At 33.8% G+C, this 26,688-nt stretch carries 21 protein-coding genes; 8 read left to right on the top strand and 13 right to left on the bottom strand.

Features of this window, described 5'->3' with window-relative positions; all coding sequences use genetic code 11:
* From cysS to mutL, 5 genes are all read right to left on the bottom strand, one after another.
* Complete coding sequence (gene cysS, locus EZ428_RS06300) at nucleotides 1-1,461, bottom strand: cysteine--tRNA ligase (protein WP_131552239.1); 1,461 nt, start codon at nucleotides 1,459-1,461, stop codon at nucleotides 1-3.
* A 69-nt stretch (nucleotides 1,462-1,530) separates the two neighbouring features.
* Nucleotides 1,531-2,649, bottom strand: a complete 1,119-nt coding sequence (locus EZ428_RS06295) for an endonuclease/exonuclease/phosphatase family protein (RefSeq protein ID WP_131552238.1) — start codon at nucleotides 2,647-2,649, stop codon at nucleotides 1,531-1,533.
* Entirely contained in the window at nucleotides 2,649-3,494 is an 846-nt protein-coding gene (locus EZ428_RS06290) for a rhomboid family intramembrane serine protease (protein ID WP_131552237.1), read from the bottom strand. The genes EZ428_RS06295 and EZ428_RS06290 overlap by 1 nt, the downstream gene beginning before the upstream one ends.
* Nucleotides 3,487-4,227, bottom strand: a complete 741-nt coding sequence (locus EZ428_RS06285; RefSeq protein ID WP_131552236.1) for a rhomboid family intramembrane serine protease — start codon at nucleotides 4,225-4,227, stop codon at nucleotides 3,487-3,489. The genes EZ428_RS06290 and EZ428_RS06285 overlap by 8 nt, the downstream gene beginning before the upstream one ends.
* A gap of 3 nt (nucleotides 4,228-4,230) precedes the next feature.
* Nucleotides 4,231-6,081, bottom strand: coding sequence for a DNA mismatch repair endonuclease MutL (gene mutL / locus EZ428_RS06280; RefSeq protein ID WP_131552235.1), 1,851 nt, complete (start codon nucleotides 6,079-6,081; stop codon nucleotides 4,231-4,233).
* Between the two features lie 227 nt (nucleotides 6,082-6,308).
* Between mutL and EZ428_RS06275 the strand changes: the two genes are divergently transcribed.
* Nucleotides 6,309-7,940: an amidohydrolase gene (locus tag EZ428_RS06275; RefSeq protein WP_131552234.1), complete on the top strand. Its 1,632-nt coding sequence runs from the start codon at nucleotides 6,309-6,311 to the stop codon at nucleotides 7,938-7,940.
* A complete protein-coding gene (locus EZ428_RS06270; RefSeq protein ID WP_131552233.1) occupies nucleotides 7,927-9,744 on the top strand; it encodes a serine hydrolase domain-containing protein in 1,818 nt (605 codons plus the stop codon). Before EZ428_RS06275 ends, EZ428_RS06270 begins: the two co-directional genes overlap by 14 nt.
* Before the next feature lie 177 nt (nucleotides 9,745-9,921).
* Here the strand turns inward: EZ428_RS06270 and EZ428_RS06265 are convergent, their stop codons facing one another.
* Complete coding sequence (locus EZ428_RS06265) at nucleotides 9,922-10,599, bottom strand: hypothetical protein (protein WP_131552232.1); 678 nt, start codon at nucleotides 10,597-10,599, stop codon at nucleotides 9,922-9,924.
* A gap of 401 nt (nucleotides 10,600-11,000) precedes the next feature.
* On the opposite strand from EZ428_RS06265, the gene EZ428_RS06260 reads away from it, so the two are divergent.
* Nucleotides 11,001-11,405: a helix-turn-helix domain-containing protein gene (locus EZ428_RS06260; RefSeq protein WP_131552231.1), complete on the top strand. Its 405-nt coding sequence runs from the start codon at nucleotides 11,001-11,003 to the stop codon at nucleotides 11,403-11,405.
* A 210-nt stretch (nucleotides 11,406-11,615) separates the two neighbouring features.
* On the opposite strand, the gene EZ428_RS06255 is transcribed toward EZ428_RS06260, so the two are convergent.
* Together EZ428_RS06255 and EZ428_RS06250 are read right to left on the bottom strand one after the other, a co-directional pair.
* A complete protein-coding gene (locus EZ428_RS06255; protein WP_131552230.1) occupies nucleotides 11,616-12,446 on the bottom strand; it encodes a DUF6929 family protein in 831 nt (276 codons plus the stop codon).
* Between the two features lie 144 nt (nucleotides 12,447-12,590).
* Entirely contained in the window at nucleotides 12,591-13,553 is a 963-nt protein-coding gene (locus tag EZ428_RS06250; protein WP_131552229.1) for an isopenicillin N synthase family dioxygenase, read from the bottom strand.
* 225 nt (nucleotides 13,554-13,778) lie between these two features.
* On the opposite strand from EZ428_RS06250, the gene msrA reads away from it, so the two are divergent.
* The 3 genes from msrA to EZ428_RS06235 all read left to right on the top strand — a co-directional run bounded on the left by msrA (nucleotide 13,779) and on the right by EZ428_RS06235 (nucleotide 18,067).
* Nucleotides 13,779-14,381 (top strand): peptide-methionine (S)-S-oxide reductase MsrA, encoded by a 603-nt coding sequence (gene msrA, locus EZ428_RS06245; protein ID WP_131552228.1) that lies wholly within the window; start codon nucleotides 13,779-13,781, stop codon nucleotides 14,379-14,381.
* Between the two features lie 179 nt (nucleotides 14,382-14,560).
* Nucleotides 14,561-15,193 carry an NAD(P)H-dependent oxidoreductase gene (locus EZ428_RS06240; protein WP_131552227.1) on the top strand — a complete coding sequence of 211 codons (633 nt, stop codon included), beginning with the start codon at nucleotides 14,561-14,563 and terminating at the stop codon, nucleotides 15,191-15,193.
* Nucleotides 15,194-15,265: 72 nt separating this feature from the next.
* Nucleotides 15,266-18,067, top strand: coding sequence for a carboxypeptidase regulatory-like domain-containing protein (locus EZ428_RS06235; RefSeq protein ID WP_225871005.1), 2,802 nt, complete (start codon nucleotides 15,266-15,268; stop codon nucleotides 18,065-18,067).
* 61 nt (nucleotides 18,068-18,128) lie between these two features.
* On the opposite strand, the gene EZ428_RS06230 is transcribed toward EZ428_RS06235, so the two are convergent.
* From EZ428_RS06230 to EZ428_RS06215, 4 genes are all read right to left on the bottom strand, one after another.
* A complete protein-coding gene (locus EZ428_RS06230) occupies nucleotides 18,129-18,500 on the bottom strand; it encodes a hypothetical protein (RefSeq protein WP_131552226.1) in 372 nt (123 codons plus the stop codon).
* A 162-nt stretch (nucleotides 18,501-18,662) separates the two neighbouring features.
* A complete protein-coding gene (locus EZ428_RS06225; RefSeq protein ID WP_131552225.1) occupies nucleotides 18,663-21,116 on the bottom strand; it encodes an outer membrane beta-barrel family protein in 2,454 nt (817 codons plus the stop codon).
* Nucleotides 21,117-21,164: 48 nt separating this feature from the next.
* Nucleotides 21,165-22,778 carry a PspC domain-containing protein gene (locus tag EZ428_RS06220; RefSeq protein WP_131552224.1) on the bottom strand — a complete coding sequence of 538 codons (1,614 nt, stop codon included), beginning with the start codon at nucleotides 22,776-22,778 and terminating at the stop codon, nucleotides 21,165-21,167.
* Between the two features lie 11 nt (nucleotides 22,779-22,789).
* A complete protein-coding gene (locus EZ428_RS06215; RefSeq protein WP_131552223.1) occupies nucleotides 22,790-23,143 on the bottom strand; it encodes a PadR family transcriptional regulator in 354 nt (117 codons plus the stop codon).
* Nucleotides 23,144-23,350: 207 nt separating this feature from the next.
* On the opposite strand from EZ428_RS06215, the gene proB reads away from it, so the two are divergent.
* Nucleotides 23,351-24,427, top strand: coding sequence for a glutamate 5-kinase (proB, locus tag EZ428_RS06210; protein ID WP_131552222.1), 1,077 nt, complete (start codon nucleotides 23,351-23,353; stop codon nucleotides 24,425-24,427).
* Between the two features lie 119 nt (nucleotides 24,428-24,546).
* Complete coding sequence (locus tag EZ428_RS06205) at nucleotides 24,547-25,794, top strand: glutamate-5-semialdehyde dehydrogenase (protein WP_131552221.1); 1,248 nt, start codon at nucleotides 24,547-24,549, stop codon at nucleotides 25,792-25,794.
* A gap of 12 nt (nucleotides 25,795-25,806) precedes the next feature.
* Here the strand turns inward: EZ428_RS06205 and EZ428_RS06200 are convergent, their stop codons facing one another.
* The gene (locus EZ428_RS06200) at nucleotides 25,807-26,466 is read right to left on the bottom strand and encodes a SanA/YdcF family protein (protein ID WP_131552220.1); all 660 of its coding nucleotides are present in this window, start codon (nucleotides 26,464-26,466) and stop codon (nucleotides 25,807-25,809) included.
* Nucleotides 26,467-26,688: the final 222 nt, after the last annotated feature.

Raw genomic sequence — 26,688 nt, 5'->3', positions numbered from 1 at the left:
CTAAGATTTACTCCAAGTTGTACCTTCTTTACTGTCTTTTAATTGAATACCAATATTTTGCAATCCAACCCTGATTAGATCAGAAGTAGCATAATCTTTATTTTCCTTGGCTTCTTTTCGCAGGGCAATAACCATATCTAATACATCGTTTAGCTCTGCATTGCTTGTATCTTCATCTTTTAAGCCGAATACATCAACTACAAAATCATTCATCAAGTTTTTTAATTTATCTAACTCTGTTGAATTAATTTTTGTTGCGCCATCATAAACAGTGTTGATAATACGAGCAGCCTCAAAAAGCTCAGCAATAACAACAGGGCTATTGAAATCATCATTCATCGCATTTTCGCAATTGACACGAATCGGGTCAATTTCTACTTCACCCTGTTCACTTGCCACTAATTTAGGCAATAAACTTAGGGCGTTCATCAACCTCCTAAATCCTTTTTCAGATGCATCTAAAGCATCATTAGAAAAATCTAACGTACTACGGTAGTGAGCTTGCAACATAAAAAATTTAACCGTCATAGGGCTATATCCTTTTCGCAACAGCGGATGATTACCAGTAAATAGTTCCCCGGGTAAAAAACCATTACCTGCAGATTTTGACATACGTGTTCCGTTAACCGTTAACATATTGGTATGCATCCAATATTTTGCAGGTTGATGATGACTGCAAGCTTCAGACTGAGCAATCTCATTGGTGTGATGTGTTGCGGCCAAATCCATTCCACCTCCATGAATATCAAATTCCTGCCCCAAATACTTAGCGCTCATGGCAGAACATTCGATATGCCAACCTGGAAAACCCATTCCCCATGGAGACACCCATTGCATTAAAGTTTCTGGCTTAGCCTTAATCCATAATGCAAAATCTAACCTCCCGTGTTTATCATCTTGCCCACCTAATTCTCTTGTATTGGCCAACATATCTTCGAGATTACGATTGGTTAAAATGGTATAGTTGTATTGCTTGCTGTATTTCTCTACATCGAAATAAATTGTGCCATCAACTTCATAGGCATAACCATTAGCTATAATGGTTTTAATCATTTCAATTTGCTCAATGATATGTCCAGTTGCAGTTGGTTCAATACTTGGGGGCAATGTGTTAAACATTCCCATTACTTCTCGAAAACCTAAAGTATATTTCTGAACAATTTCCATTGGTTCCAATTGTTCCAATTTTGCTCTTTTTGCAAATTTATCATCACCCTCATCCCTATCTCCCTCCAAATGGCCAGCATCAGTAATATTTCTTACATAGCGAACTTTGTAGCCACTATATTTTAGATACCTAAAGATTAAATCGAATGAAATAAAAGTACGACAATTACCCAAATGTACGTCACTGTAAACCGTTGGGCCGCATACATACATACCTACGTGAGGCGCATGCAAGGGCTCAAAAACTTCTTTTTTTCGTGAAATAGTATTGTATAATTGTAGATTTTGTTTCATTGTGCAAATGTAAATAAAAAGTCCCAAAGGGATGCCTTTGAGAGATTGATGTTTAATGTATACAATTGGCTATTTGGCAGCGTTATTTTTAAGACGTAAATCGCTACGCACTGGAAAATGATCTGACAGTTTAGCTTCTATGATATGGTAATTAGTTACCTCAATATCTTTTGTGGTAACGATATAATCGATTTGAAAATTAGGAAATTTGCCATTATAAGTTCTTCCAAATCCTCCACCTTGTTTAACAAAGGCATTATTTAAAGAATCTGTCATTTTAGTAACTGCGTAGGACGCTGGGGTATCATTAAAATCACCAGCAACTATATATGGAATTTCACAAGTTCTCATATGGGCTTTCATCAAATCTACTTGCATACTTCTTTTTGCAAATGCTCTTTTCAACATTCTGGCAATACGTTTTGATGGTCCTACTTCCGTATCCATTTCTTTAACCTTATCTAAATATTGGTAATCTTCCTTTTCAAATGAGATAGATTGTAAGTGAACATTATAGACTCTCAATGGCTTACCCTTTACTTCCAAGTCTAAATAAATACATTCGTTACCAGCGCCTTCTGCAAATACAATTTTCCCTTTATCTTTAATTGGATATTTTGAAAAAATAGCTAAGCCAAATGCTTCAGACTGGCTTTTCATGGTCGGTTGAAAATAATAATACTTGGTATTTAATATTTCCTTTAAGCTGTCAATGGTATTATAAAGTCCCTTATATTGAGTATAGAATTCCTGAATGCAGATGACATCAGGATTTTGAGTTTCTATAACATCAAACATATTTTCCTTAACTGTCTCATTTAATTCATCACCATACGGTTTAAAAGCATGAACGTTATAAGTCATCATTCGCAGTAATTCTTCTTCAGCTTTTTCATCTTTTCCTGAGTTACCGAAAAAGCCAAAAGTGGCAATTAATGTATGCCAACCAGAGCAAACAATTACGATAGTTAAAAAAGTCAAAAGCCATTTTCTCCGCAGCAACCACCATAGCAACATTGCAACATTTGCAGTTAAAAAAAATGGATAAGCTAAACCAGCAAAGGCCAAATAGGTATGTTGACGTGGGTCGCTTTTACCAGCAAGAATGCCACAGATTAGTCCTATAGCCGCAATAATGGCTATAAAAATCATCAATTTATCGAAAAAAGTTATTTTGCTTTTTTTCATTAATTCTTACTTGCCTTAAACAAGGTCTCTTTTTCTTCTTTAGTTAATTTATCATAGCCTGTTTTAGATATTTTATCTAAAATCGCATCAACTTCTTTTTGATTCACCATACCTTGAGCTTTCTTAGGCGATTCATTTTTAACCACTCTTAATTTTGGTTTTTTCTTAAAGATTGTACTCAAATCTGTTCCACCTTGTAATAGCTTAACATACACAAAACCAAATAATGCACCTCCCAAATGAGATAAACTTCCACCTGCATTCATTTTAGTAGTACCGATTAAATCTAAAAGGATATAAACCAATAAAAGGTATTTAATTTTTACCTCACCCACAAACATTAGACGAAGGCTATAGTTTGGGACAAGCGTTGCTGCTGCAGTAAAAACTGCCATTACAGCTGCCGATGAACCAATGAGAGGGATACTTACTGAAGTTATAAATACAGGAACAATATTGAATATCAACGCATAAAAGATTGCACCTAAAATACCTCCACAAATATACACAAAGTGAAATTGACGAGGTTTTACAAAATCTAAGAATATCTGCCCCATCCAATACAACCACAACATATTGAAAAGGATATGAAAAAAGCCATCGTGGAAAAACTGGTAAGTTAAAACTGTATAAAAACGACTTAACCAAAATCTTGAGGCTGAAGGGAAGCCTAAATATTCATTAACTACTGCATCTATAAATCCTTCTCTTCCTGAATAATAAAATATAACAGACAATAAGGAAACAACAACAAAAATTGCAGCATTAACACCGATATAAAGCATAACCGGATTGCCAGACTTAAAAAACTTAAGCTTTAAATCATTCCATATGTTGTTAGTCATAGTAATCGTAGTAGGTATTTTTATTTCGCCAAAGTTTAACTAAAATATAGCCTATTAATGCTCCACCAAGGTGAGCAAAGTGAGCCACAGTATCACCTTCAATACGACTAACTCCTAAATATAATTCTAGCACAATATATCCAGGAATGAAATATTTCGCTTTAACTGGGAATGGAATAAACATAAGCATCAATTCCATATTGGGATAAAGAACCGCAAATGCTGTCATTACACCGAAAACTGCTCCAGAAGCTCCTACCATTGTACCGAAGTAAACAGAGCTAATGTTAGAAGCTTGTGCATTAGAAAATATTTCTGGGTTATATTGACCATTTGCGAGTAAATCTAGTTGCATTCTTCCATTATCGACAATTGAACCAGTAATTTGATATAATTCAACCGCCTGTACTACCCACTGCAAAAATATTGCCCCCAATCCTGTTATTAAATAAAAGTTAATGAATCTTTTTGCGCCATAATGATTTTCTAAAATGCTACCAAACATATATAATCCGAACATGTTAAAAATGATATGCATAATATCCTTATCAGAATGCATAAACATATACGTAATTGGTTGCCAAACTTGGAATTTTGGAGAATCAAAATAATGCGCTCCTAAAAAATCTGCCAAATCAATTCCTTGCGCTTTAAACACCCAAGTTGCAGCATAAAATATCACATTTATAATGAGTAAATTTTTTACAACTGGTGGTATATTTATATTATTCATAAATTACTTATCAAATTTTTGAGCAATTTCTATTAGTGGAATTGTTTGTACAACTGGTCTTCCACTGATGCTAAAATTAGGTGTTTTACAAGCAAATAATTCTTCAATCAAGGTGTTCATTTCTTGCTGACCCAAACTTGTTCCCCCTTTAATGGCACTGTTCTTTGCCATACTCCTAGCCAAAGCATCTCGTTTATCTAATTTTAACTCTTGTTGAGAGTTTTTAAAACCCTCTATTAAATGTTCAAATAATTGTGTTTCGTTAATATTTGTACTTCCTAAATCTACAGGAATACCTTCAATAACCAATGTATTTTTACCAAATTCCCTTACCTCAAACCCTAAACTTTTAATATCATCTAACAAGCTTTTTGCCAACTCATAGTCGTTCGGGCTAAGTGTTACTGTTTGTGGGAAAAGGCTTTGTTGTGACGCACCTTTTCTATCCTCTAAATGCAATAAAAATCTTTCATATAAAATTCTTTCATGAGCGGCCTGTTGATCAATAATCATTACACCAGATTTAATCTGAGAAATAATATAACGATTATGTATCTGCATAAATTGCTTTTGCACAGGCTCAAATTGTACATCTTTTGATTCGCCTAAATCTATTGAAACTTGCTCTGGCACATGATGATTAGTAACCTCATACAATGAACCCCAATTTTTACTCGGCTCCATACCGCTACCCCGACTTTCATTTCTATAAAATGAGGTTTCTTTATTTGTGGCTTTTGTTGAGCTAAAAGGATTAAAATCTGGATTAAAGGCAATGCTTGGTGGTACAATATCTTCTGGTGCTTTATGACTAATCATATTGCTAAAACCAGTTTCCTGGTTAAAATCGATGGTAGGACTGATATTAAATCTGCCTAAAGACCTTTTAACAGCTGAGTGAATAATTGCATAAATAGACTTTTCATCTAAATATTTAATTTCTGTTTTAGTAGGATGAACATTTACATCAATTTTTGCAGGATCGATATCTATGAACAAAACATACAATGGAAAATTATCATCAGGCAATAATTCTTGATAGGCCTTATTAACTGCGTGATTTAAATAAGCATCTTTTATAAACCTATCGTTAACAAAAAAGAACTGTTCGCCTCTCGTTTTTTTAGCGAATTCTGGTTTACCAATAAATCCTTTTAGGTTAATGATGGTCGTTTCTTCCTCTACAGGAATTAATCTTTCGTTATAATTATTACCAAATAAATGAACAATACGTTGTTTCATTGCAGATGATGGCAAACGATAAACCTCTAAACCATCATGGTGCAAGCTAAAAGCGATGTGTGGCTTTGCTAATGCAACTCTTTGAAATTCGTCTATGATATGACGCATCTCAGCAGGATTACTTTTTAAAAAGTTCCGCCTGGCAGGTGTATTATAAAAAAGATTTTTAATGCAGATACTTGTTCCGTTGGGAGTTCCAACAGGTTCTTGTTTAATGAAAGTTGCACCTTCAATTTCTATCAATGTACCCACCTCATCCTCATGGCGTTTAGTTTTCATTTCTACTTGAGAAATAGCGGCAATTGAAGCCATTGCTTCACCCCTAAAACCCATTGTACGAATGGTAAATAAATCTTCCGCTTTACGAACTTTAGAAGTTGCGTGACGTTCGAAACACATTCTTGCATCGGTTATAGTCATTCCACAACCGTTATCTATTACTTGTATAAGTGCTTTTCCAGCATCTTTGACAATCAATTGTATTTTATCCGCCCCAGCGTCTATTGCATTCTCTAGTAATTCTTTCACCGCTGATGCAGGTCTTTGCACCACCTCTCCAGCTGCAATTTGATTAGCAACACTATCGGGTAAAAGTTGTATAATATCAGACATTTATTCTTTTTTGTAAGGGTGCTAATTTAGCGAAAATAAGGCTAATTTAGGTTACAAAAATTGATTGTTTAATTGTCAAATTGCACCCCCAATAATTATTTTTAACCACAGATGCACACAGATAAATACAGATTTTAATAAATTAATCAACAAATCTGTGTACATCCTTTTTATCTGTGGTTAATTTTGTTACCCGAAAACTGCAAACTGATTTATATCTTTAAAATATGAAACGAATTCTCCCCCTGTTTGCCTTGCTTGTTATTCTTTTTGGTTGTGGTAAACCACAAGCAGACTTAATTATTTATAATGCAAAAATTTATACCGTTAACGCTCAATTTGATATTGCTGAGGCAATGGCAGTTAAGGACGGAAAAATTTTAAGTGTGGGAAGCAATGCTGATGTTCGCGAAAAATTTGGAGCAAAAGATGAAGTAGACGCAAATGGAAAAGCAGTTTATCCAGGTTTTATAGATGCTCACGCTCACTTTTATGGTTATGGCGAAAGTTTGCAAAGTGCAGATTTGAGAGGGACAACAAGTTGGGAAGATGTATTGAAAAGAATAACAGAATTTGCAAAAACGCATCCAGACGGCTGGTTAACAGGCAGGGGCTGGGATCAAAATGATTGGGACAACAAACAGTTTCCATCTAAAGAAAAACTAGATGAATTATTCCCAAACAGACCCGTTTTATTAGAAAGAATAGATGGACATGCTTCTATTGCAAATCAGAGTGCTTTAAACGCAGCTGGCATTACTAAATCATTTACATTAACTGGCGGAGATATTGTAGAAAAAGATGGCAAATTAACTGGTTTATTAATTGACAATGCAGTAGAATTGGTTTCGAACAAGGTACCTAGTGCTGATGAGAAAAAAGCCACGAAAATATTATTAGACGCACAAAAAAACTGCTTTGCTGTTGGATTAACAACTATAGACGATTGCGGTTTAGACTTTGAAGCTGTTGAATTTATTGAAAAAATGCAAAGCGATAAAAGCCTAAAAATGCGTTTATACGTGATGCTTTCTGATGCCGAGAAAAACTTCGATTACTTATTTAAAAGGGGTGCAATTAAAACTGACAGGCTAAACGTTAGGGCTTTTAAAGTTTATGCAGATGGAGCATTAGGTTCTCGTGGCGCTTGCTTATTGCATCCTTACAGCGATATGTCTAACAAATCTGGCTTTTTATTAAGCGATATTAAACATTTTGAAGAAGTAGCCGATAAAATTAATGCGCACGATTTTCAAATGTGTACCCATGCCATCGGCGATTCGGCTAACCGCAGCATTTTAAATATTTACGACAAGGTTTTAAAAGGGAAAAATGATAAACGTTGGAGAATAGAACACGCTCAAGTTGTTGCGCAAAGTGATTTCGGGTTATTCGGAAAATCTAGCGTTGTGCCTTCCGTGCAACCAACTCACGCAACTTCTGATATGTATTGGGCAGCAGACCGTCTAGGTAATGAAAGGGTAAAAGGTGCGTATGCCTACAAACAATTAATGGATCAAAATGGTTGGATACCTTTAGGAACTGATTTTCCAGTAGAGCAAATTAACCCGATGTTAACTTTTTATGCTGCAACGGCAAGAAAGGATTCTAAGGAATTTCCAAAAGATGGATTTCAAATGGAGAATGCTTTAACTCCAGAGCAAGCTTTAAGAGGAATGACCATTTGGGCTGCTAAAGCTAATTTTGAAGAAAAAGAAAAAGGAAGTTTAGAAGTTGGCAAATTTGCCGATTTTGTGATTTTAGATAGTGATATCATGAAAGCAACTGGACAACAAATTCTGAACAATAAAGTATTAAAGACCTACCTAAATGGAGAAAAAGTATATGAACAAAAATAAACTAACAGGGATTATAGCCTTATGTGTAACCGTAATTTTTACAATGAGTGCTTGTGCGCAGGACCACAAACAAAATGAAAATCGACTAAAAAACATCAATGTTGCAGCAAATAGCTCTGTTCTATTAAACAATCAAGATAGTTTTATTCCAGTTACAAAGCTTGCTGAGAAAAAATTCACTTCCATTAATTTAGGTTTCGACTATCAAGTTTCTTTTGACAGTTTGCTAAATAAATATGCTGATGTAAAATCTATAAGTGCCAAAAAATATGCTGATTCATCAACTTATAATGATTTAGCAGATGATTTAAAATACTACACCACTATCATCATTACCATTACAGACCAATTGGCAAATGATGGTAAAACCTTAAATTTCATTACAGACGTTGCTAAACACAAACAAGTCATATTAGCCGTTTTTGGAAATGGAAAAGCTTTAAATTCTTTCGATAATTTAAACGCTCCAATTGTTTGGAGTGCGCAAAATACGGAAGAAGCTGCAATGGTTGTTCCGCAAATTATTTTTGGAGGGATTGCTGCCCAGCAAACTTTAAGCAAAGGGTATTCGGCGAAATATACGGTTGGTTCTGGCTATAAAACTGCTGTAACTCGTTTAAAATACACAGTCCCAGAAGATGCTGGCGTTAATACTGAAGGTTTACTGGAAGTAGATAAAATTGCAAAAGAAGCAATTGCTGGCAAAGCTACTCCTGGTGTTGTGGTTTTAGTGGCAAAAGATGGTAAAGTAATTTATAATAAAGCTTTCGGCTCTCATACTTATGATAATACCATACCAGATAAGGTAACCGATATATTCGATTTGGCATCTGTTACCAAAGTTACCGCTACAACACCTACGGTAATGAGATTGGTAGAACAAGGAAAATTAAAGCTCGACACAAACATAGGTTATTACATCCCAAAAGCTCGAAATACACCAATGAACAACATTAATGTTCGTGAGGTAATGTTGCATCAAGCAGGATTTATACCATACATCCCTTTTCATAATTTTGTAAAAGAAGGAGATTACAGCAGAGATTCTTCTGCCGCTTACCCAACAAAAGTTGCAGACAGATACTATATCAAAAAAGGATTTTTTAGCGATTTCATGTGGCCAAAAATGCTAAACTCTCCAATTAAAACTCGAGGCAGCTATGTATATAGCGATATCAGCATGTATGTAATGCAAGATATTGTAGAGCACATTTCGCAGAAACCTGAAGAGCAATATGTAAGAGATAATTTTTACAGTCCATTAGGAATGCATAGCACTGGTTATTTACCTAGAAATCGTTTTTCAAAGGAGCAAATTGTACCTACAGAAGACGACCAGGTTTTTAGAAAAACATTATTAGAAGGTTATGTTCACGACCAAGGCGCTGCTTTAAAAGGAGGGGTCGCTGGTCACGCAGGTTTGTTTGGTAGTGCTAACGATTTAGCTATTTTTTATCAATTAATGCTAAACAAAGGAACTTACGGAGGTGAACAATATTTTAAACCACAAACCGTAGATATGTTTACCACCAAACAAAGCAATGTGAGCAGAAGAGGTTTAGGTTTTGACCGTTGGGATCCAGATGCTAGTAAAAAATACCCCTCAGAACTGGCTTCCTCTCAAACTTTTGGGCATACAGGTTATACAGGAATTGGTGTTTGGGTAGACCCCTCTAGGGGATTGGTATATATCTTTTTATCTAATCGTGTCAACCCTACCGTTAGTGAAAACTTAGGTAGAATGAATATTAGACCGAGGATACAAGATGCAATTAACAGAGCGATTGATAATGGGAGGAAATAGATTCAGTTATAACTTCCACAAGAACAAGAAGTAAAACATAAAATTTTTATTATCTAAACAATGAAGGCAGATTAAATCCATATCAATGTTATAAAAACAATAATAGGATTTAATTTGCCAAAAGAGAGGCTCCTGTGAAAAGAGCTTTTATTTATCAAAGATTCAGAGTAAAAAAAATTAATTATTTTCAGATTCTAGTTTAGATTTAATATCTCTTCCCTTTTTGGTTTTTTTCAATCTATCAGAGAATAAATCATACATTTTATTTAATTGAAATTTCTTCGATTCATCGGATTGATTTGAAAATATCATATGATTAATATTAATAAAAGATGAAAATAGACTTAATGGTATAGGTGAATCAGGATGACTCTTAATAAAAGCTAATGTTAATTCGGGATTATTATAAATTTTTCTGAATTCTTGATGCTCCTTGGTTAAAACACCACCCGCAACAATGTTAGCTTGAGACATTTTTGCACCAGTATCAATGGATAATTCAATAGTCTCCAATAGCATGAAATTTAATCCATTAACACCAAAACGAAATTCCTTCTTATTATATTTTTCTTGCACCTCTGCAACTGTAATTTTATTAGAAACATCAACAAATATAGAAGCGGTATGGTAAAGATTCGAGTCCAGATCCATTTCCCCATTAAACTCAAAAATTCCATTTTTTATAGGAACTGACATTAGTTTAAAAGGTTTAGTATGGATGATAAGGTATGCATAATTGTTTAAACCAACTTTAGCAATATTTCCTCTCACATTATACTTAATTGTTTGTGCAGAACTTGCCAACGCAACTATAGAAATCAATATAACAAAAATGTGTCTTTTATAATTTAGCATATTATTATTTGGACTAAGAATATCTTGATAAGTGTTAGTTATAAATTGCAACTCTCCATGCAAAAATCCATATAATGATAATCCTCTTCTTCAGAAACAGCTATATCTCCCAATATACCATAACAACAATTATAACACACTCCTGCGTCGGGATTAGTCATCTATCCATCACATACTCCACTTCCTGACACATTACCGCCCATTACCTTTTTCATATCAGCTTTACTGAGTAAATTTACTTTTTTCATAGTTTAAATTTTAATTTAGTTTATAATAAATTGATTGATATAAAACTAATTCAACAAAAAATGAAATTGTAATAAATCAGGAATAACATTATGCCAAATAGGAATAAATTTATTCCTATTTGGCATAATGTTATTATTTAAACTTACGGTACTATGGAAAAACATCAAATATTAACAAGTGCTGAAAAGAAGAATATCTATTGTGACGATATAAGAAAATATAGAGACGAAAAATGTTATCCTCAAGATTACATGGCTAGTTTGTTAGGTATCACACAAAGTGCTTATTATAAAATAGAAGCTGGTGCGGTTAAAATATCTACAGAACGCTTAGCGCAAATTGCCAAAATTTTAGGCAAACCAATTGAAGCGTTTTTGCAAAAGGAACAATATAATGAGCAATTAAAGAGCGAGCAAAAGGTCTATATCAATTTAAATGAGTTAGAACTCTTACAAAAAACTATCACTCAACAACAAAACCGAATTGAAGAATTAAAAGCTAAGCTTAAAAAACGAGATGATGAGATTGAGAAGCTTAAACAACAAATTATAGTTTAAGTTATGAATTACGTCTTGCAAACCAATCGGGCTTAGTTTGCTTCAACGATATGATTTTTACATATACGTTATTGGGTCAGTCTGATTACAAGCGGGCTACTCCATTTTTCTTTTATTAGTTGGCCAAGCGCTTGCCAAAACCACATTTGTTATTTCGGTCGGTGAGACATCGTCCGATAGATAATCTTAAAGCGTCCGATGAAACCTTTTTTATACAACCAACTTATAAATCACAGTCTCTAAAATTTCTATATCTCTATCTTCGCAAACCAAGAATTCTAATTTCATTGCGCTTCTTTTAATAAAGGAAATCCCTTCAAATTTTTGGTTGGTAGATATTTGTTTGATGAAATTTAAACTTAGCGTTTCTGCATTCAAGCTACCTAGGTAACTTCCCAAAATTTCACCATCGTGGTAAGTAGATTTTGTATCTTCTGCTGCTGCGATGAAATAGATTTGATTTTTATATAAAACAGCATCGGTAAATGAAACTAACTTTTGATCAGTTTTTAGTAGAACTATTGATGAAAACTCAATTTTTGTGGCTTTGGCTAAATCACTTCCGTAGATTTTAACAACACCATTTTTCTTTGCATTACCATTCCCCCTATTAAACAAAAACCAGTTTGTTCCATCAAAAACGGCACCTTCAATATTCAAATTGTCATTATCTATTTCACAACTACTTTTTACCTTGGCGTATATTGATGACAAATTTTTCTGTACAATCTTTTTAGTTTCTAAATGGTAGGCAACCATCAGATTCCTATTTGGGGTAGAGCCAGAGCCTAAAATATAAAGGCTGTTCTTAAAACTACAAAGTACCTCAAAATCTGGCTTTTTTGCTTTTGGAATGTTCTCTAAAACCTTTAAGCCTTTTAATAGTTCAATTTTATTTAAGATTTTACTTTTGATATTATACTCATACAAACAAGAGCTATTATCGCCAATTACATATAATAAATTGTTTTTCAAGAATAATCCTGATGCAGATCCAATTCCTTTTATTGTAGCAAAAATTTGTAATTCTTTATTAATCATTAACTTAAAATAATAAAGCGCTAAATATATAGCGCTTTATATTAAAAATTTGCAGGTTACGTGAGGGATTGAAGCGAAAAGCTAATTCAATTCTCAGTTTTCAATTGGCAGTTGCGATTTACCAACTGAAAACTGCAAACTGGACTATTTTTTTAGTCCAATCTCTCTTAATCTTTCATCTAAATATTCTCCTGCAGTCATATCGCTATATACTTTTGGATGTTCAGCATCAATTGTTGAAGGCAAACTTGTTAAATCCATATCAGAACGTGGATGCAAGAAAAATGGCACAGAAAACCGTGAAGTTTTCATCAGTTCAACTGGCGGATTTACCACTCTGTGCGTTGTAGACCTTAATTTGTTATTGGTTAATCTTTGCAACATATCTCCAACGTTTACAACGATATCTGTATGATGTGCTTTTATTGGTAACCATTCGTTACTACGAGTTAAAACTTCTAAACCATCGGCACTTGCACCAATTAGCAAAGTAATTAAATTAATGTCTTCGTGGGCACCAGCACGAACTGCGTCATCAGGTAAGGCTTCCGGATTTTCGATCGGGAAATAGTGTATACCTCTTAAAATTGAATTTCCATTATGAACGTGTTTGTCAAAATAATCAATTGGCAATTCTAAATAAGTTGCAATGGCACGTAATAAATGCTTGCCGTTTTCTTCTAATTTCTGATAAATCTCTCTGGTAACAGGATTAAATTCTGCAATTTCTTCCAATACTTCATTATCAGGATATTCGCTTTTGATTGGGTCGCCATCAGTAACCTCATTACCTATTTGCCAAAACTCTTTTAAATCGGCAGTTTTAGCACCTTTTGCAGTTTCTTTACCTGCACTGGTGTAACCACGTTGACCAGCCAATTCTGGTTTTTCGTATTTACGCTTAGTTTCTACAGGCAAAGCAAAAACAGCCTTAATGTTTGCATACAATTTATCAATCAGCTCTTGACTAACGCCATGATTAGTGATGGTTACAAAACCAGAATCATTAAAAGCTCTTCCTAATTCGTCAGAAAACTTTTTGCGTTGTTCTTCATTACCATTAATGTAAGTGCCCAAATCAAGGCAAGGAATATAAGGTGTAGACATGTTATTTATTTTAAATGTTATTTAAATTTATAAAAGATATGTTAATAAACATTGTTTATATAAATTTTACTTATCTAACAATTTACCAAACAGTTTGTTAAGTTATTAACAAAGTGAATTAATCGTATTTTTTAAACTAGATTGTCAGTACCAGGTCCCTTTTCAACTTCATAAAACTTTACTGTTTCGTTTTCCGTATTATTACTTAGAAAACAAAAGTAAAAAATGAAAAAATATATTCTAATAACAATATTAATCATCCTATCTATGCAAAATGCCGATGCGCAAAAGCAAAAATTACAAAAAGCAACTTTTGGAATGGGCTGTTTTTGGTGCACTGAGGCGCTTTTTGAAAGGTTAAACGGAGTGTCTAGTGTAAAATCTGGCTATGAGGGTGGCGATGTTGTAAATCCTACTTATGAAGATGTTTGTAGCGGAACAACAAATCACGCTGAGGTTACGGAAATAACTTACGACCCTGCAAAAATTAGTTACGATGAACTATTGGAGGTTTTTTGGAAAAGTCATGACCCTACAACTTTAAACAGACAAGGAGCAGATGTTGGCACACAATATCGCTCGGTTATTTTTTACCACACCGATGAACAAAAAGAAATTGCAACTAAATATAAAGCCGAATTAAATAAAACAAAGGCCTTTGACAATCCGGTAGTAACTGTTATTGAAAAAGCCAAGCCTTTTTACGTGGCCGAGAACTATCATCAAGATTATTTTATTAAAAATGGCGAATTACCTTATTGCCGATTAGTGATTTTACCAAAAATGGAAAAGCTAGAGAAATTATTTAAAGCAAAGCTGAAACATTAGGAAAAGAGCCCATTGAACAGCAGATTTAAAATCTACCTAATCTGTGGCTTTCTTATGTGATCAAATCCATTTAGCAATTTAATTGTCAACAGACCTAAAATGACAATTTACTTATCATACATCAATGCTTCATTAATTTATAATATTCACCTTTGTTTTATAAAATTGATATAAACAAAATGAGTTTAATAGAAGCCCTAAACTGGCGATATGCCACTAAAAAAATGAATGGCAAGGCCGTTCCTCAAGATAAAGTAGATTTAATTTTAGAAGCTGCTCGTTTGGCACCAACTTCTTCGGGTCTACAACCCTACAAAGTAATTGTAGTTACTAATCCTGATTTAAAACAAACACTTTTAGCGCATTCATTTAACCAATCGCAAATTATAGATTCATCGCATCTTTTGGTATTTGCAGCTTGGGATACCTATACAGAAGATAGAATTAATGGTGTTTTTGCGCATACGCATAACGAACGTGGAACTCCTCCAGAGAGCACCACAGATTATCAAAAAATGTTGGTTGGCAATTATGTTCCAAGAACTGAAGAAATAAACTTTAATCACGCAGCTCGCCAAGCTTACATTGGTTTTGGAATGGCATTAGCAGAAGCAGCCATCCAAAAAGTAGATGCAACACCAATGGAGGGATTTGACAATGCTGAGTATGATAAAATTTTAGGTTTGAAAGAAAAAGGCTTAAAGAGCGTTGCGATTATGCCTCTGGGTTACCGTGACGAAACAGGCGACTGGTTAGTAAACTTAAAAAAAGTACGTCAGCCAAAATCAGAATTCATCATCGAATTCAAATAGAAAAAATAAAATCCATAACGGGTGCCCTGCAATAAGGCATCCGTTTTTTTATGCCTTTTCAATTGTAAAAATATGTTAAAGATTGGTTACAATGCATATCCATCGATCAATTATCAATATATTAGCAAACAATCTACCACTATAATTCAATTGATGAAATCTACAAGAATACTTTTTGCAATCGTTATTTTTTCCGCTTTTTTAAGCCAATCTGCCTTTGCTCAAGACAGTGTGGTTTTAAATAACATCCTCACCAAAACAAAAAGGCTAGCAGAAGAACAGCCAGTTGAAAAAGTTTATTTACATTTTGACAAGCCTTATTATGCAGTTGCTGATACCATGTGGTTTAAAGCTTATGTTACAACAGAACAAAATTTACCATCTCCCTGGAGTAAAATTGTATACGTAGAAGTTTGGAATGCGCAAGATTCTTTAATGCAAACTGTAAGATTACCCTTAAAAAATAGCGTTGCCAATGGAAATATTGCACTTAATATGCAAAACTATAAACAAGGCAATTATTATGTTAGGGCATACACATTGTGGATGATTAATTTTAGCGACGCCTACTTTTTTACCAAAACCATCCCAATTGGCGAAGCAATTGACAAACAATTGATCACTAATATTTCATTTAATACAGAACCAAGCGATAAAGGCTTAAAAACAACAGCCAAAATACAATTTAGGGATATGTCTAAAAAGGTATTGGTTAATAAAACGGTTAATTGGCGAGTACTTTCTAATTATGATGTTTATACAAAAGGCAAAGGAACTACAGATCAAAACGGAGTATTAACTGTTGTAATTACAAGTAAACCTGGAGAAATAATAACCAAAGGCGATATTATCACAGACATCAGCATTGCTGAAAAAGAAATTGCCAGCGCAAGTTTTAAATTGAAGCAGACAGCGAGTGATATTGATGTCCAGTTTTTCCCTGAGGGAGGTCAATTGATTAATGGGATACCAAATCAAGTGGGATTTAAAGGTATAAAAACATCTGGTTTAAGCGTAGATTTTAAAGGTAGTTTAGTAGATGATACTGGTAGCGAGCTCACAACTTTTACTTCATCTTATGCAGGTATGGGCTCCTTATTTATGACACCCGAAGCCGGGAAAAGTTATAAAGCTAAAATTACATTTAAGGATGGCAGCATCAAAACATTCGATTTACCCAAAGCAGTTGATGCCGGAATTAGTTTACAAATAACCAATTCAAATGCAGAATTTATCAATTTAAAGGTACTGGCAAACGGCCCATATTTTGAAGCCTATAAAGACAAAGGCTTCTTTATAGTGGCACAAAGCACAAATGTGGTTTATTATGCAGCAAAAGCAGAGCTGAAAAATCAAGTAATTACTACCAGAATACCAAAAAAGAATTTTCCTTCTGGCGTTGTTCAGATTACTTTATTTAATGATAAAGGAGACCCAATTAGCGAACGGCTGAGTTTTGTTCTCCATCAAGATGCGCTAAACTTAGCTGTTAAAACAGATTTACCTATTTACAAGCCTCGCCAAAAAGTTAAAATGACTTTAGATGCTAAAAGTGCTGGTTTACCAAGTTTAGGGAATTTCTCTATTTCAGTAATTGATGAGCAGAAAGTTCCTGTGGATGAAAATAGTGAAACTACGATATTAAGTTCGTTATTGTTAACATCTGATTTAAAAGGATACATAGAAAAACCCAACTATTATTTTACCAAAACTGATGAAAAAAAATTAGCTGATTTAGATAAACTGATGCTTACTCAAGGTTATCGCAGGTTTACGTACAAAGATATATTAGCAAATAAATATCCGGTAGTTACAATTGCTCCCGAAGAAGGAATTGCCATTACAGGAACTTTAAGGGATCGCACAGGAATGCCAATAAGAAAAGGCGCCATGCGATTAATGGTTCCTGGCAAGCCTATTTCTTCTGAAACTATTACCACGAATATGGGTGTTTTCAGATTTCAAAACTTAAACATTCCAGATTCATCTGAAGTAGTGGTTAGTGCAAAATACAATGCAAATGCTGCAAATTTAATGATCATGCTAGATGGAAACCCAAGTCCAGTTGCTGGCAAAAACATTAACGTAGCAGATGAAGTAGCTAACATAGATACTGTTTTATCATCTTATCTGAGCAATAGCCAAAAACAATACAGGTATATGAAAACTCTTAAAACTGTAGAAATTAAAGGGGCTGCAATTAAAAAACCAAGCCATGCAGACCATAGTGCATTATCTAGTTTAAGCATGATGCCAGATCATTTATTAAGCGCTGACAGATTTGTTGGTGGATGTAATTTTCTTTTAGAATGTTTAAAAACAATGGCTACAGGAATGACATTTGATACCGAAAATTTTTATGTATCAAGAGATTTTAACCAAGGTGGCAGAACCCCTGTGCAAGTATTTATCAATGGAAATCCAGTTGATGCCAGAGATATTAACTCTGTAAATGTTACAGATCTAGAGTCTGTAGAGGTGTTTTTGAAAGATGACTTAGGGACTGTAGATAGAGCTTATGGCACTAAAGGTGTATTGGTTATTAATACCAAAAAAGCTCCTGTTGGCAAGAAAATTACCAAGGAAGAATTGATGAATATGTTGCCAAAAAACAACATCGTAAACTTTACACCAATGGGATATGCAAAAGAGCGTGAGTTTTATTCTCCTAAATATATACCAAATGCTATTCCCACAAGCAGTGATTTAAGAACTACCATTTATTGGAATCCTAAATTAATGACTGATGACAACGGCAATATTAGTTTCGAGTTTTTCAACGCAGATGGAAGAGGATCTTACCGTGCTGTTGTAGAAGGTTTTGATAAAAATGGGAATATCGGAAGGGCTGTTTATAGATATACGGTTAAGTAATTGATTATAATAAGCTTGTCGAAGGATAAACAGTCTTCGACTGGCTCAGACTGACAACTATTTACTTTAAAACTTCTTTAACTCCTTTACACATATTTACTAATTTGACATAAGAAGCTTCAGAATTATGCTGCTTTTTAAAATCTATTTCTATGTTTCCTGGTGATGATTTTAAATAAAATTTAACACTATCTCCCAAGGCAACTTCCTCATCTTTAATATCGCTAGGGGCCGTAAAGATTTTATCATCTCCTAAGGTTTTCTCTAAATATGCTACCACTTTTTCTGTTTTCTTCTCAGGGTAAGATGCTTCGAAACTGTAGCCAGCATCTGTACTCTTAACCCCTATTGATAGGTTATCGTTGTTCCCATTAAAATTGCAGCCAAAAAGAGTAGCTGAGATAAGTGTGATTAAATAATGTACTTTTTTCATATTGTTATTTTTTAATTATTGTTGTTTTCTAAGAGAATTTGTCATTCTGAGTGCAACAGCTTGCCACTACTTCTTTGGAAAAGAATCTCGTTTAAGAATTCAGCTTTGAGATTCTTCGCAAGGTCCGGGATGAAAAAATCGTGCAGTATGACAAATGTTTAATTAATTACTTCCTGCCCTACCTTTAATATCATCAGTTGCAGTATTTCTATTTCTTGCAGATTTCACATTCTGATTTCCAAAATTATAATTAACCGTAAATGCTGCCCTTCTACTCATGTAACGATTAACCACATTTAAGTTAACATTTTGATACTGCAATTTCCCTTCCCAATGATTGGTTAAAAAAATATCATCCATACTCAATCTTATTTTCAGTTTTTTATTCATCAAGCTTTTCTGAATCCCTGCGTTTAATGCATACTGAGTAATTGTTGTTTCCTCAACCCCGTTTAACCTTGGAGAATTTAACCAAAAGCCAAGTTCCACTGAAAAATTTTGAGGTAAGGTAAGTGAGTTATTAGTGTTGAGATTAAACGCTACTTTACTTGCTTGGTATTTGGCACCTTCTAAATTTCCATCATTAAATTTAGATAAAAATACGCTCACATTATTTTGCATTCTCCAGAATTTAGTCACCTTAACAGGGATATATAAGTTGGCAGAAAAAATTTGTGCTCTTCCTAAGTTTTTGCGAATTACGTTAACAACCCTAGTTACCTCATTTTGTTGACTAATTTGAGTAATCATATCTTTAGTATCAGCATAATTAAATGACAATGAAGCTTCTTTATAACTATAACCAACTTCAAGATTATAAGTAAACTGAGGTTTTAGATATGGATTTCCTTCATCCAATGCATAAGGATCCATATAAAATACAAACGGATTTAACTGTTGATAATTAGGCCTATCTACCCTTCTGCTAAATGAATAATTAATGCTATTATTTTTATTTAGTGTTTGATTTACAAATACAGTTGGAAATAAGGAAAGATAATTTCTATCGACCACTTTATTACTCGTTACCGAATTACCATTGGAATGGGTATATTCTGCCCTTAAACCTAGTTGAAATTGCCATTTTTTCCATTCTTTTGCGTAGTTGGTGTAAGCAGCGTTTATGTTTTCCTTGTAGATGAAATTATTAGATTGTCCAGCAATATTTTGCCAAGCTCCTGCCAAAAATTGTTCAGATATTAATTCGTTATGGGTGACTACATAACTACTTTTTAAACCGACCTCTATTTTTACCGTTTTATTAATCGCCCAAGTAAAATCTGTTTTAGCAGCCAACACATCAATTTTTGCATCAGTAAAATTTTTTAAGGCTGTGGTTTTGGTTAAGTTGCCAGCATTATTAAGATATTGCGCATCAAAATTATCGTTCTTTTCGTTGCTAAAACCAGAATAATCAGCATCAAAAGTTAAGTTAGTTCCTTCCTTATTAAAATCGTGTTTAATATTAAAATTTGCAGTAAGGTTTCCGACTGGAGAATCAGACAAGGCCAATTGATTAACAGCATTATTTGTTTCAACGCCACTTTGCATTTCCTTAATTCTTGTCTGACTAACATTATCTAAATCTGAATTTATCTTATTTCCATCAACCATTACACCAATAACCGTTTTATCAGACACATAATAATCTGCTCCCAACTTGCCCATATAAGCCACTCCTTTTGAATGTCTTGCAAAACTCTGATTGAATGAACTTGCCAAATTACTTGTTAAGGTACTACGCAACACATTGATATTGTTAAAACCTACTTTCCTGTTAAAAGCACCTGTTCCATAAACATTCCATTTATTTATTCTATTGTTTAGCGTTAAGCTTAAGCCAACACGATACATATCTTTAGGAAAATTTGGCTGAATTGCCTGTCCTGTATTTAATGACAAATTTCCGTTCGTACCGAAAGCCTTATTTCGTTTTAGTTTAATATTGATAATTCCAGCAGCTCCTGCAGCATCATATTTTGATGAAGGATTGGTAATCAATTCTATTGTAGCAATTTGGTCGCTACTCATGTTACTCAATAAAGTGGTTACATCTGTTCCTGATAAAAAGTTTGTTTTACCATCTATCATTACTGTAATGCCAGGTTTATTATTCAATCTAATTTGGTCATTTTGCCTATCGACCGTAACTCCTGGTGCTTTTTCTAATAGCTCTAGCGCACTATTACCAGATGAATTAATACTACTTTCTACGTTCAAAACCGTTCTGTCAACCTTGCGCTCTACATAGGGTTTTATCCCTGTAATAGATACTTCTTTTAAGTTTTTGGTTACACTTTCAATTTTGATATTTGGCATTTGCACATCAGTTTCTGCTACTGTAAACTTTACTGACTTAGTGCTTTTAAAGCCCACCATATTTACGGCTAGTATGTAATTGCCAACTTTAACTTGGTCGAAATTATAGAAACCATCAAAATCTGTTTGTATGCTTTTAACGAATGATGTATCTGGATAATTTAACAACTTAACCAATGCATAAGGTATAACAGCTGCTTTTTCATCAACAATTTTCCCTGTTATTTTAGCTGTTTTTTGGGCAAAACAAGCCCCACATACCAAAAGGTATGCAATTAGCACTGCTATATTTTTCATGATTTCTTTTGTTTTTTGTCACCCGGCATCTATCGAGTGACAAATTGCTTATGGATTATTCGGATGCGGTAATTCTTGACTTTTATCTAATTCGCTTTTACATTTTAAGCCATCTTCTGTCATTATCCACTCTCTATATTGAGTAGGGTCTTCTACTCCACATTGGTAATAATAGAATTGTAGATATCGATAAATATTATTATTCAACATTAGATGTGTTCCCACTGGCACTTTTAAAGAAATATGTACTTCTTGATTTCTCCAGATGCTTTCGCTCTTCAATCTTAATCTAGGACTCAAGGTTAATAATGAATCTTTTTGGGTGTACCTATAATCAATGTTCTGAGCATTACGCAATGCGATCAGAAAGGTTTTACCTTGCGATTCGTAAGTCTGTACCATTGAAGTTTTTCCATTCTCACTTTTTTCAATTTCAATCCTTACGTTTCTTGGCACTCTAAAAGGATGGTCATCATCATCGTTTACAATTACACGGCTACCAAAATCATTTTCTTTGATATTATAAGCCAAACTATCTTCCCTACTAAATTCCATTCCTTTATCTACATCAATTACATAAGTTGGGTAAGTTTTTAGCTCATTAGATTGTACCAATTCTGCATGTTCCTGGAACTCTGCTGAAATTTTTGTTGCAAAATATACTGTAGAAGATACGCCGAACAACCAAATAATTAATAAGGCAAATGAAACAGTTTTGTTAATTGCTTTTTTGTTAAAAGCAACTCTTATGGCAAATAAAACCAATGCTAAAACTGGGATAAATATGGTGATAAAAGCTCCAACTAAAATTTCCGTTCTGAAGCCATCATTAATTATAGAAAAAGGGAATCGGTACATGTCTTCGTCCCAGAAACCAAGAAACCCTGCTAGGCAAATAACTAACGCAAGTAAGGCAATGAAACCGCAAACTATTAAAGCTCCTGCAATAAACTTCATAATTACCTTGCCAGATACGGTTATGAAAGTTCCAATAACCCTGATTAATTCGGTAATGAAATTTCCAGAATTCCTCATCAATGGTTGAAAGTGTTCGTTAGCCGCTTTCATTTTTTCGTTAAATGCTGCTAATTCCTCTTCGAAACTTTTCTTGTAGCCATAAAGATTAGTGGCCTCACCTTTCATTGCCATTTTTTCAGACCTAGTTGTCGCCCTCGGCATAACTACCCATAAAATGATGTAAGCCAAAATACCTGCTCCACTTAAAAGAATTGATAGTAATGCAAATAACCTAACCCAACGAGCTTCAATATTAAGGTAATAACCCAAGCCAGCACAAACACCTGCAATTACACCTTCATCTGTATCCCGGTATAATTTCTTTTCACCTTCATAAGCTGATGATTTGGTAGCTTTTGGTGTTTCTTCTTCATCTTCCTCAGTCTGAAAATCTTGAACTTGACCCATTTGTGCCATTACACTTTCTACATCTGCTAATTCAATCACTTGTTTTTGACCTGCTACTAATATTTCAGCAAACATTTCCGCAATGCGATTTTCTATGTCGGTTACGATTTCGAAATCATCAGCATTTTTGGTGAAATGCATCTTAATTTCGTTTAAATAGGTGGTTAAAATCTCATAAGCATCCTCTTCAATGTGAATGATGGAATTACCTATATTTATGATGAGTGTCTTTTTCATATTCTGTTTCTTTAATTTTGAGTGTCAGCTAATTTTTGAACACCATTTTGAGAAGTGGTAATGGCATAAGCCAATTCTTGCCAAGTGGTATCCAATTGTTTTAAAAATTGAGTTCCTTCTGCGGTAAGCACATAATATTTACGTGGCGGACCAGAAGTAGACTCGACCCAGTTATAACTTAACAACCCATTATTTTTTAATCGAGTAAGCAAGGGGTACAATGTTCCTTCTACCACAAGTAGTTTTGCTTGCTTTAATTCTGCGATAATATCCGAAGCGTAAATTTCTCCTCTAGATATGATTAAAAGCACACAATATTCGAGTATGCCTTTTCGCATTTGCGTTTGCGTATTTTCTGCTATCATAAAACAAAGATATATGTTTCATATAGTATTATGCAATACATAGTACTATAATTATTTTTATACATTTATTAACTAATTGATTTACAGACAAATAATTTTTACATAACTTTTTATTAATGGATAGATTATTCCAAAAAATATTAAAATACGTCAAATAATTCTCTATTAAATCTATAGAATTACTACATTTAGGTTTTTAATTTTGAGATGAGTTTAGGCTACAAAAAGATAGTTGTTAAGGTTGGTTCTAATGTAATTACACAAGCCAATGGTTTGCCTGATGAGCGAAGGATAAATCATTTGGTGAATCAATTAGTGGCAATTAAAACACAAGGCATAGAGGTTATTTTGGTGTCTTCAGGGGCTGTTGCATCTGGCAGAAGTTTAATTCAAATTGCCGAAAAACAAGATGCCGTAACTACAAGGCAATTATTAGCCGCAATTGGTCAGGTGAAATTGATTAATACTTACGCAAACTTTTTTGCCGAACACGATATAAAATGCGCTCAGGTTTTAGTTACCAAGGAAGATTTTAGAGATAGGGCTCATTACCTGAATATGAAAAATTGTATGCAGATTTTGCTACAACATAATGTAATTCCGGTGGTAAATGAAAATGATGTGGTTTCGGTAACAGAGTTGATGTTTACCGATAATGACGAGTTAGCTGGCTTAATTGCCTCTATGCTAAATACGGATGCTTTGATAATTTTATCAAATGTAAACGGAATTTATAATGGAGACCCAAAAATAGAAGGCTCTAAAGTTATTGAAGAAATTGAAGGTTCAATCGCAAATTTAGCATCATTTATTAGCACTGGAAAATCACAATTTGGCAGAGGTGGAATGGTAACTAAATCTACAATGGCACAAAAAGTAGCCAAATTGGGCATAACGGTACACATCGCCAATGGCACAACAGACAATGTTTTAACGGCATTGCTTGATGAAAATTTAATACACACTCGTTTTGTTCCAGAGAAAAGTAAGTCTGGCAAGAAAAAATGGATTGCTCATTCAGAGACTAATGCAAAAGGAATTGTTAAATTAAACAATGGTGCAAAAGAGGTTTTAACTTCTGGTAAAGCTACTAGTTTACTACCTATCGGGATAATTGAAATTAAATCAGATTTCCTTAAAGGTGATATTATTAAGATTGTTGATGAGGATGATAACCTAATTGGTTTAGGAATAGCAGAATACGGCTCAGACAAGGCAAGAGAACGAATTGGACAGAAAAAACAAAAGGCTTTAGTACATTACGATTATTTGTATTTAAGCTAAAAGACTAAAGCGAATATTAACCGCAAAGACATCGTAAAGAAGAAATTGTTGACTTGAACAATAAATCTCGGTGTTCTTTACGTTAAACTTAACTTGCTTTGCGTTTAAAACAACACCATATGGATTACAAAATATACTTCGAGAAAGCACAAAAAGCGAGTCGCAGCACAACAAGTTTAGCTAAAGAAAAAATAAATTCTGTTTTATTAGATTTAGGCCTAGCTTTAGTTAGCAGCGCTGATGAAATTCTTAATGCAAATACAAAGGATTTAGCTAAAATGCCTATCGAAGACCCAAAATACGATAGGTTAAAGCTTACACTTGATAGAATTGAAGGCATTGCAAAAGACATACAAAATGTTGCCAAATTAAATAGTCCCTTGGGAGATGTACTCTCTACAAAAACATTAGAAAATCAACTTCATATACAAAAAGTAAGAGTACCATTGGGTACTGTTGGGGTAATTTACGAAGCAAGACCAAATGTTACTGCCGATGTATTTTCGCTTTGCTTTAAAACTGGGAATGTTGCAGTGTTAAAAGGCGGCAGCGACGCTGAATTTTCAAATGTTGCCATTACAAAAGTTATTCATCAAGTATTAGAAAGGCATCAAATTAATATAGATGTTTTGACCCTATTACCAGTAGAAAGAGCTGCAACAGAGGCCTTGTTAAATGCAAGGGGATTTGTAGATGTACTAATTCCGAGGGGAAGTCAATCTTTAATTAATTACGTAAGAGAGAACAGCAAAATTCCTGTAATAGAAACTGGTGCAGGCATTGTTCATACTTATTTTGATGAAACAGGAGATTTGGAAAAAGGAAAAGCAATCATTCTAAACGCAAAAACCAGAAGAGTGAGTGTTTGCAATGCTTTAGATTGTGTGTTAGTAAATGAAGGTAGATTGAATGATTTATCAGTGCTTTTATTGCCTTTGGCTGAAAAAGAAGTTGAACTTTTTGTAGATGAAAGAAGTTACGAAGTTTTAAAAGCTAGCTATCCATCAACATTATTAAACCTGGCTTTGCCTGAACATTTTGGAACTGAGTTTTTATCCCTAAAAATGGCCGTTAAAGTTGTTAAAGATTTAAATGAAGCATTAGACCATATTTCTAATTATAGTTCTAAACATAGTGAAGCCATTATTTCTGAAGATGCCAATCATGTAGCTCAATTCTTGAACCAAGTAGATGCAGCAGCGGTGTATGCAAATACTTCAACTGCTTTTACAGATGGTGCTCAATTTGGTTTAGGTGCAGAAATAGGAATTAGCACACAAAAACTCCATGCTCGTGGTCCAATGGGATTAGAGGAACTAACAAGTTATAAATGGATTGTTCAAGGAAATGGACAAGTGAGGAGGTAATCAAATTTCCACTTATTCTTTTGTATAATTAGATAGGCCGTTAACGTCAACTGTTTTACCAAGGTATTTAGGTTTTCTATCCCTTAACACATCAAAAACAGCTTTTGTTATAGATAATTTCTCTCTAAATGTGTAATATTTGTATCCTTTGTAAACGCCTTGATCTGCACTGTAGCCATAAGATTTTACGCCTAATTTATCGCCAATATAAATACATCTGTTTAAATGATATTTCTGAGAAACCAGAATTGCTGTATCAACTTTAAAAATATGTTTAGCCCTGTACATAGTAGAATAACTGTCGAAACCAGCATAATCAACATAAATTTTATTTGTATCAACTCCGTTTTCATAGCAATACAGCTTCATTATTATAAGCTCATTATGTTCATCTCTACCATTATCTCCAGATAATAGAATTTTGTCAACTATATTGTTTTTGTAAAGTGAAATGCCAGCATCTAACCTATCCTTTAAATACCTGCTTGGTTTGTCTCCATTTATTCCAGCTCCAAAGATGATGGCAACCTTGGTTTTAGGCATTTTATTTAAATTGCTATAAATTACGTCTTCCGTTCTAGATTGTACATTGTTATTCGCTATCCAAACTATTACAATGGCTATTAAACATAAAATGATTGGGGGCAGAATGAATTTTTTATTTTTTTTCATTTGATATCAAAAACTACAACGATTTATAAAATTCTGTTTCGACAACTTGTTTTGCAAAACTATTATTTGAAAGCTATTTTCTGTAAAATAATTGTAAGCACTAATTCATTAGCATTTTTATGCTAAAAACTAGAATAATTATTCTCAAAGTGTACAATTTCACAAACAACGAATGCGAACATTGAAGAAAAAATACAACCTAAAGTTTTAAAAATCAATATT

Origin of the sequence: Pedobacter frigiditerrae (assembly GCF_004331645.1) — a bacterium.
GTDB classification, from domain to species: Bacteria; Bacteroidota; Bacteroidia; order Sphingobacteriales; family Sphingobacteriaceae; genus Pedobacter; species Pedobacter frigiditerrae.
Note: the sequence above shows the minus strand (reverse complement) of the source record. Positions and strands in the feature narration are given on the sequence as shown.

Coding starts and splice junctions, on each gene's coding strand:
- cysS (WP_131552239.1), bottom strand. CDS start 1,461: ATGAAACAAAATCTACAATTATACAATACTATTTCACGAAAAAAAGAA.
- EZ428_RS06295 (WP_131552238.1), bottom strand. CDS start 2,649: ATGAAAAAAAGCAAAATAACTTTTTTCGATAAATTGATGATTTTTATA.
- EZ428_RS06290 (WP_131552237.1), bottom strand. CDS start 3,494: ATGACTAACAACATATGGAATGATTTAAAGCTTAAGTTTTTTAAGTCT.
- EZ428_RS06285 (WP_131552236.1), bottom strand. CDS start 4,227: ATGAATAATATAAATATACCACCAGTTGTAAAAAATTTACTCATTATA.
- mutL (WP_131552235.1), bottom strand. CDS start 6,081: ATGTCTGATATTATACAACTTTTACCCGATAGTGTTGCTAATCAAATT.
- EZ428_RS06275 (WP_131552234.1), top strand. CDS start 6,309: ATGAAACGAATTCTCCCCCTGTTTGCCTTGCTTGTTATTCTTTTTGGT.
- EZ428_RS06270 (WP_131552233.1), top strand. CDS start 7,927: ATGAACAAAAATAAACTAACAGGGATTATAGCCTTATGTGTAACCGTA.
- EZ428_RS06265 (WP_131552232.1), bottom strand. CDS start 10,599: ATGCTAAATTATAAAAGACACATTTTTGTTATATTGATTTCTATAGTT.
- EZ428_RS06260 (WP_131552231.1), top strand. CDS start 11,001: ATGGAAAAACATCAAATATTAACAAGTGCTGAAAAGAAGAATATCTAT.
- EZ428_RS06255 (WP_131552230.1), bottom strand. CDS start 12,446: ATGATTAATAAAGAATTACAAATTTTTGCTACAATAAAAGGAATTGGA.
- EZ428_RS06250 (WP_131552229.1), bottom strand. CDS start 13,553: ATGTCTACACCTTATATTCCTTGCCTTGATTTGGGCACTTACATTAAT.
- msrA (WP_131552228.1), top strand. CDS start 13,779: ATGAAAAAATATATTCTAATAACAATATTAATCATCCTATCTATGCAA.
- EZ428_RS06240 (WP_131552227.1), top strand. CDS start 14,561: ATGAGTTTAATAGAAGCCCTAAACTGGCGATATGCCACTAAAAAAATG.
- EZ428_RS06235 (WP_225871005.1), top strand. CDS start 15,266: ATGTTAAAGATTGGTTACAATGCATATCCATCGATCAATTATCAATAT.
- EZ428_RS06230 (WP_131552226.1), bottom strand. CDS start 18,500: ATGAAAAAAGTACATTATTTAATCACACTTATCTCAGCTACTCTTTTT.
- EZ428_RS06225 (WP_131552225.1), bottom strand. CDS start 21,116: ATGAAAAATATAGCAGTGCTAATTGCATACCTTTTGGTATGTGGGGCT.
- EZ428_RS06220 (WP_131552224.1), bottom strand. CDS start 22,778: ATGAAAAAGACACTCATCATAAATATAGGTAATTCCATCATTCACATT.
- EZ428_RS06215 (WP_131552223.1), bottom strand. CDS start 23,143: ATGATAGCAGAAAATACGCAAACGCAAATGCGAAAAGGCATACTCGAA.
- proB (WP_131552222.1), top strand. CDS start 23,351: ATGAGTTTAGGCTACAAAAAGATAGTTGTTAAGGTTGGTTCTAATGTA.
- EZ428_RS06205 (WP_131552221.1), top strand. CDS start 24,547: ATGGATTACAAAATATACTTCGAGAAAGCACAAAAAGCGAGTCGCAGC.
- EZ428_RS06200 (WP_131552220.1), bottom strand. CDS start 26,466: ATGAAAAAAAATAAAAAATTCATTCTGCCCCCAATCATTTTATGTTTA.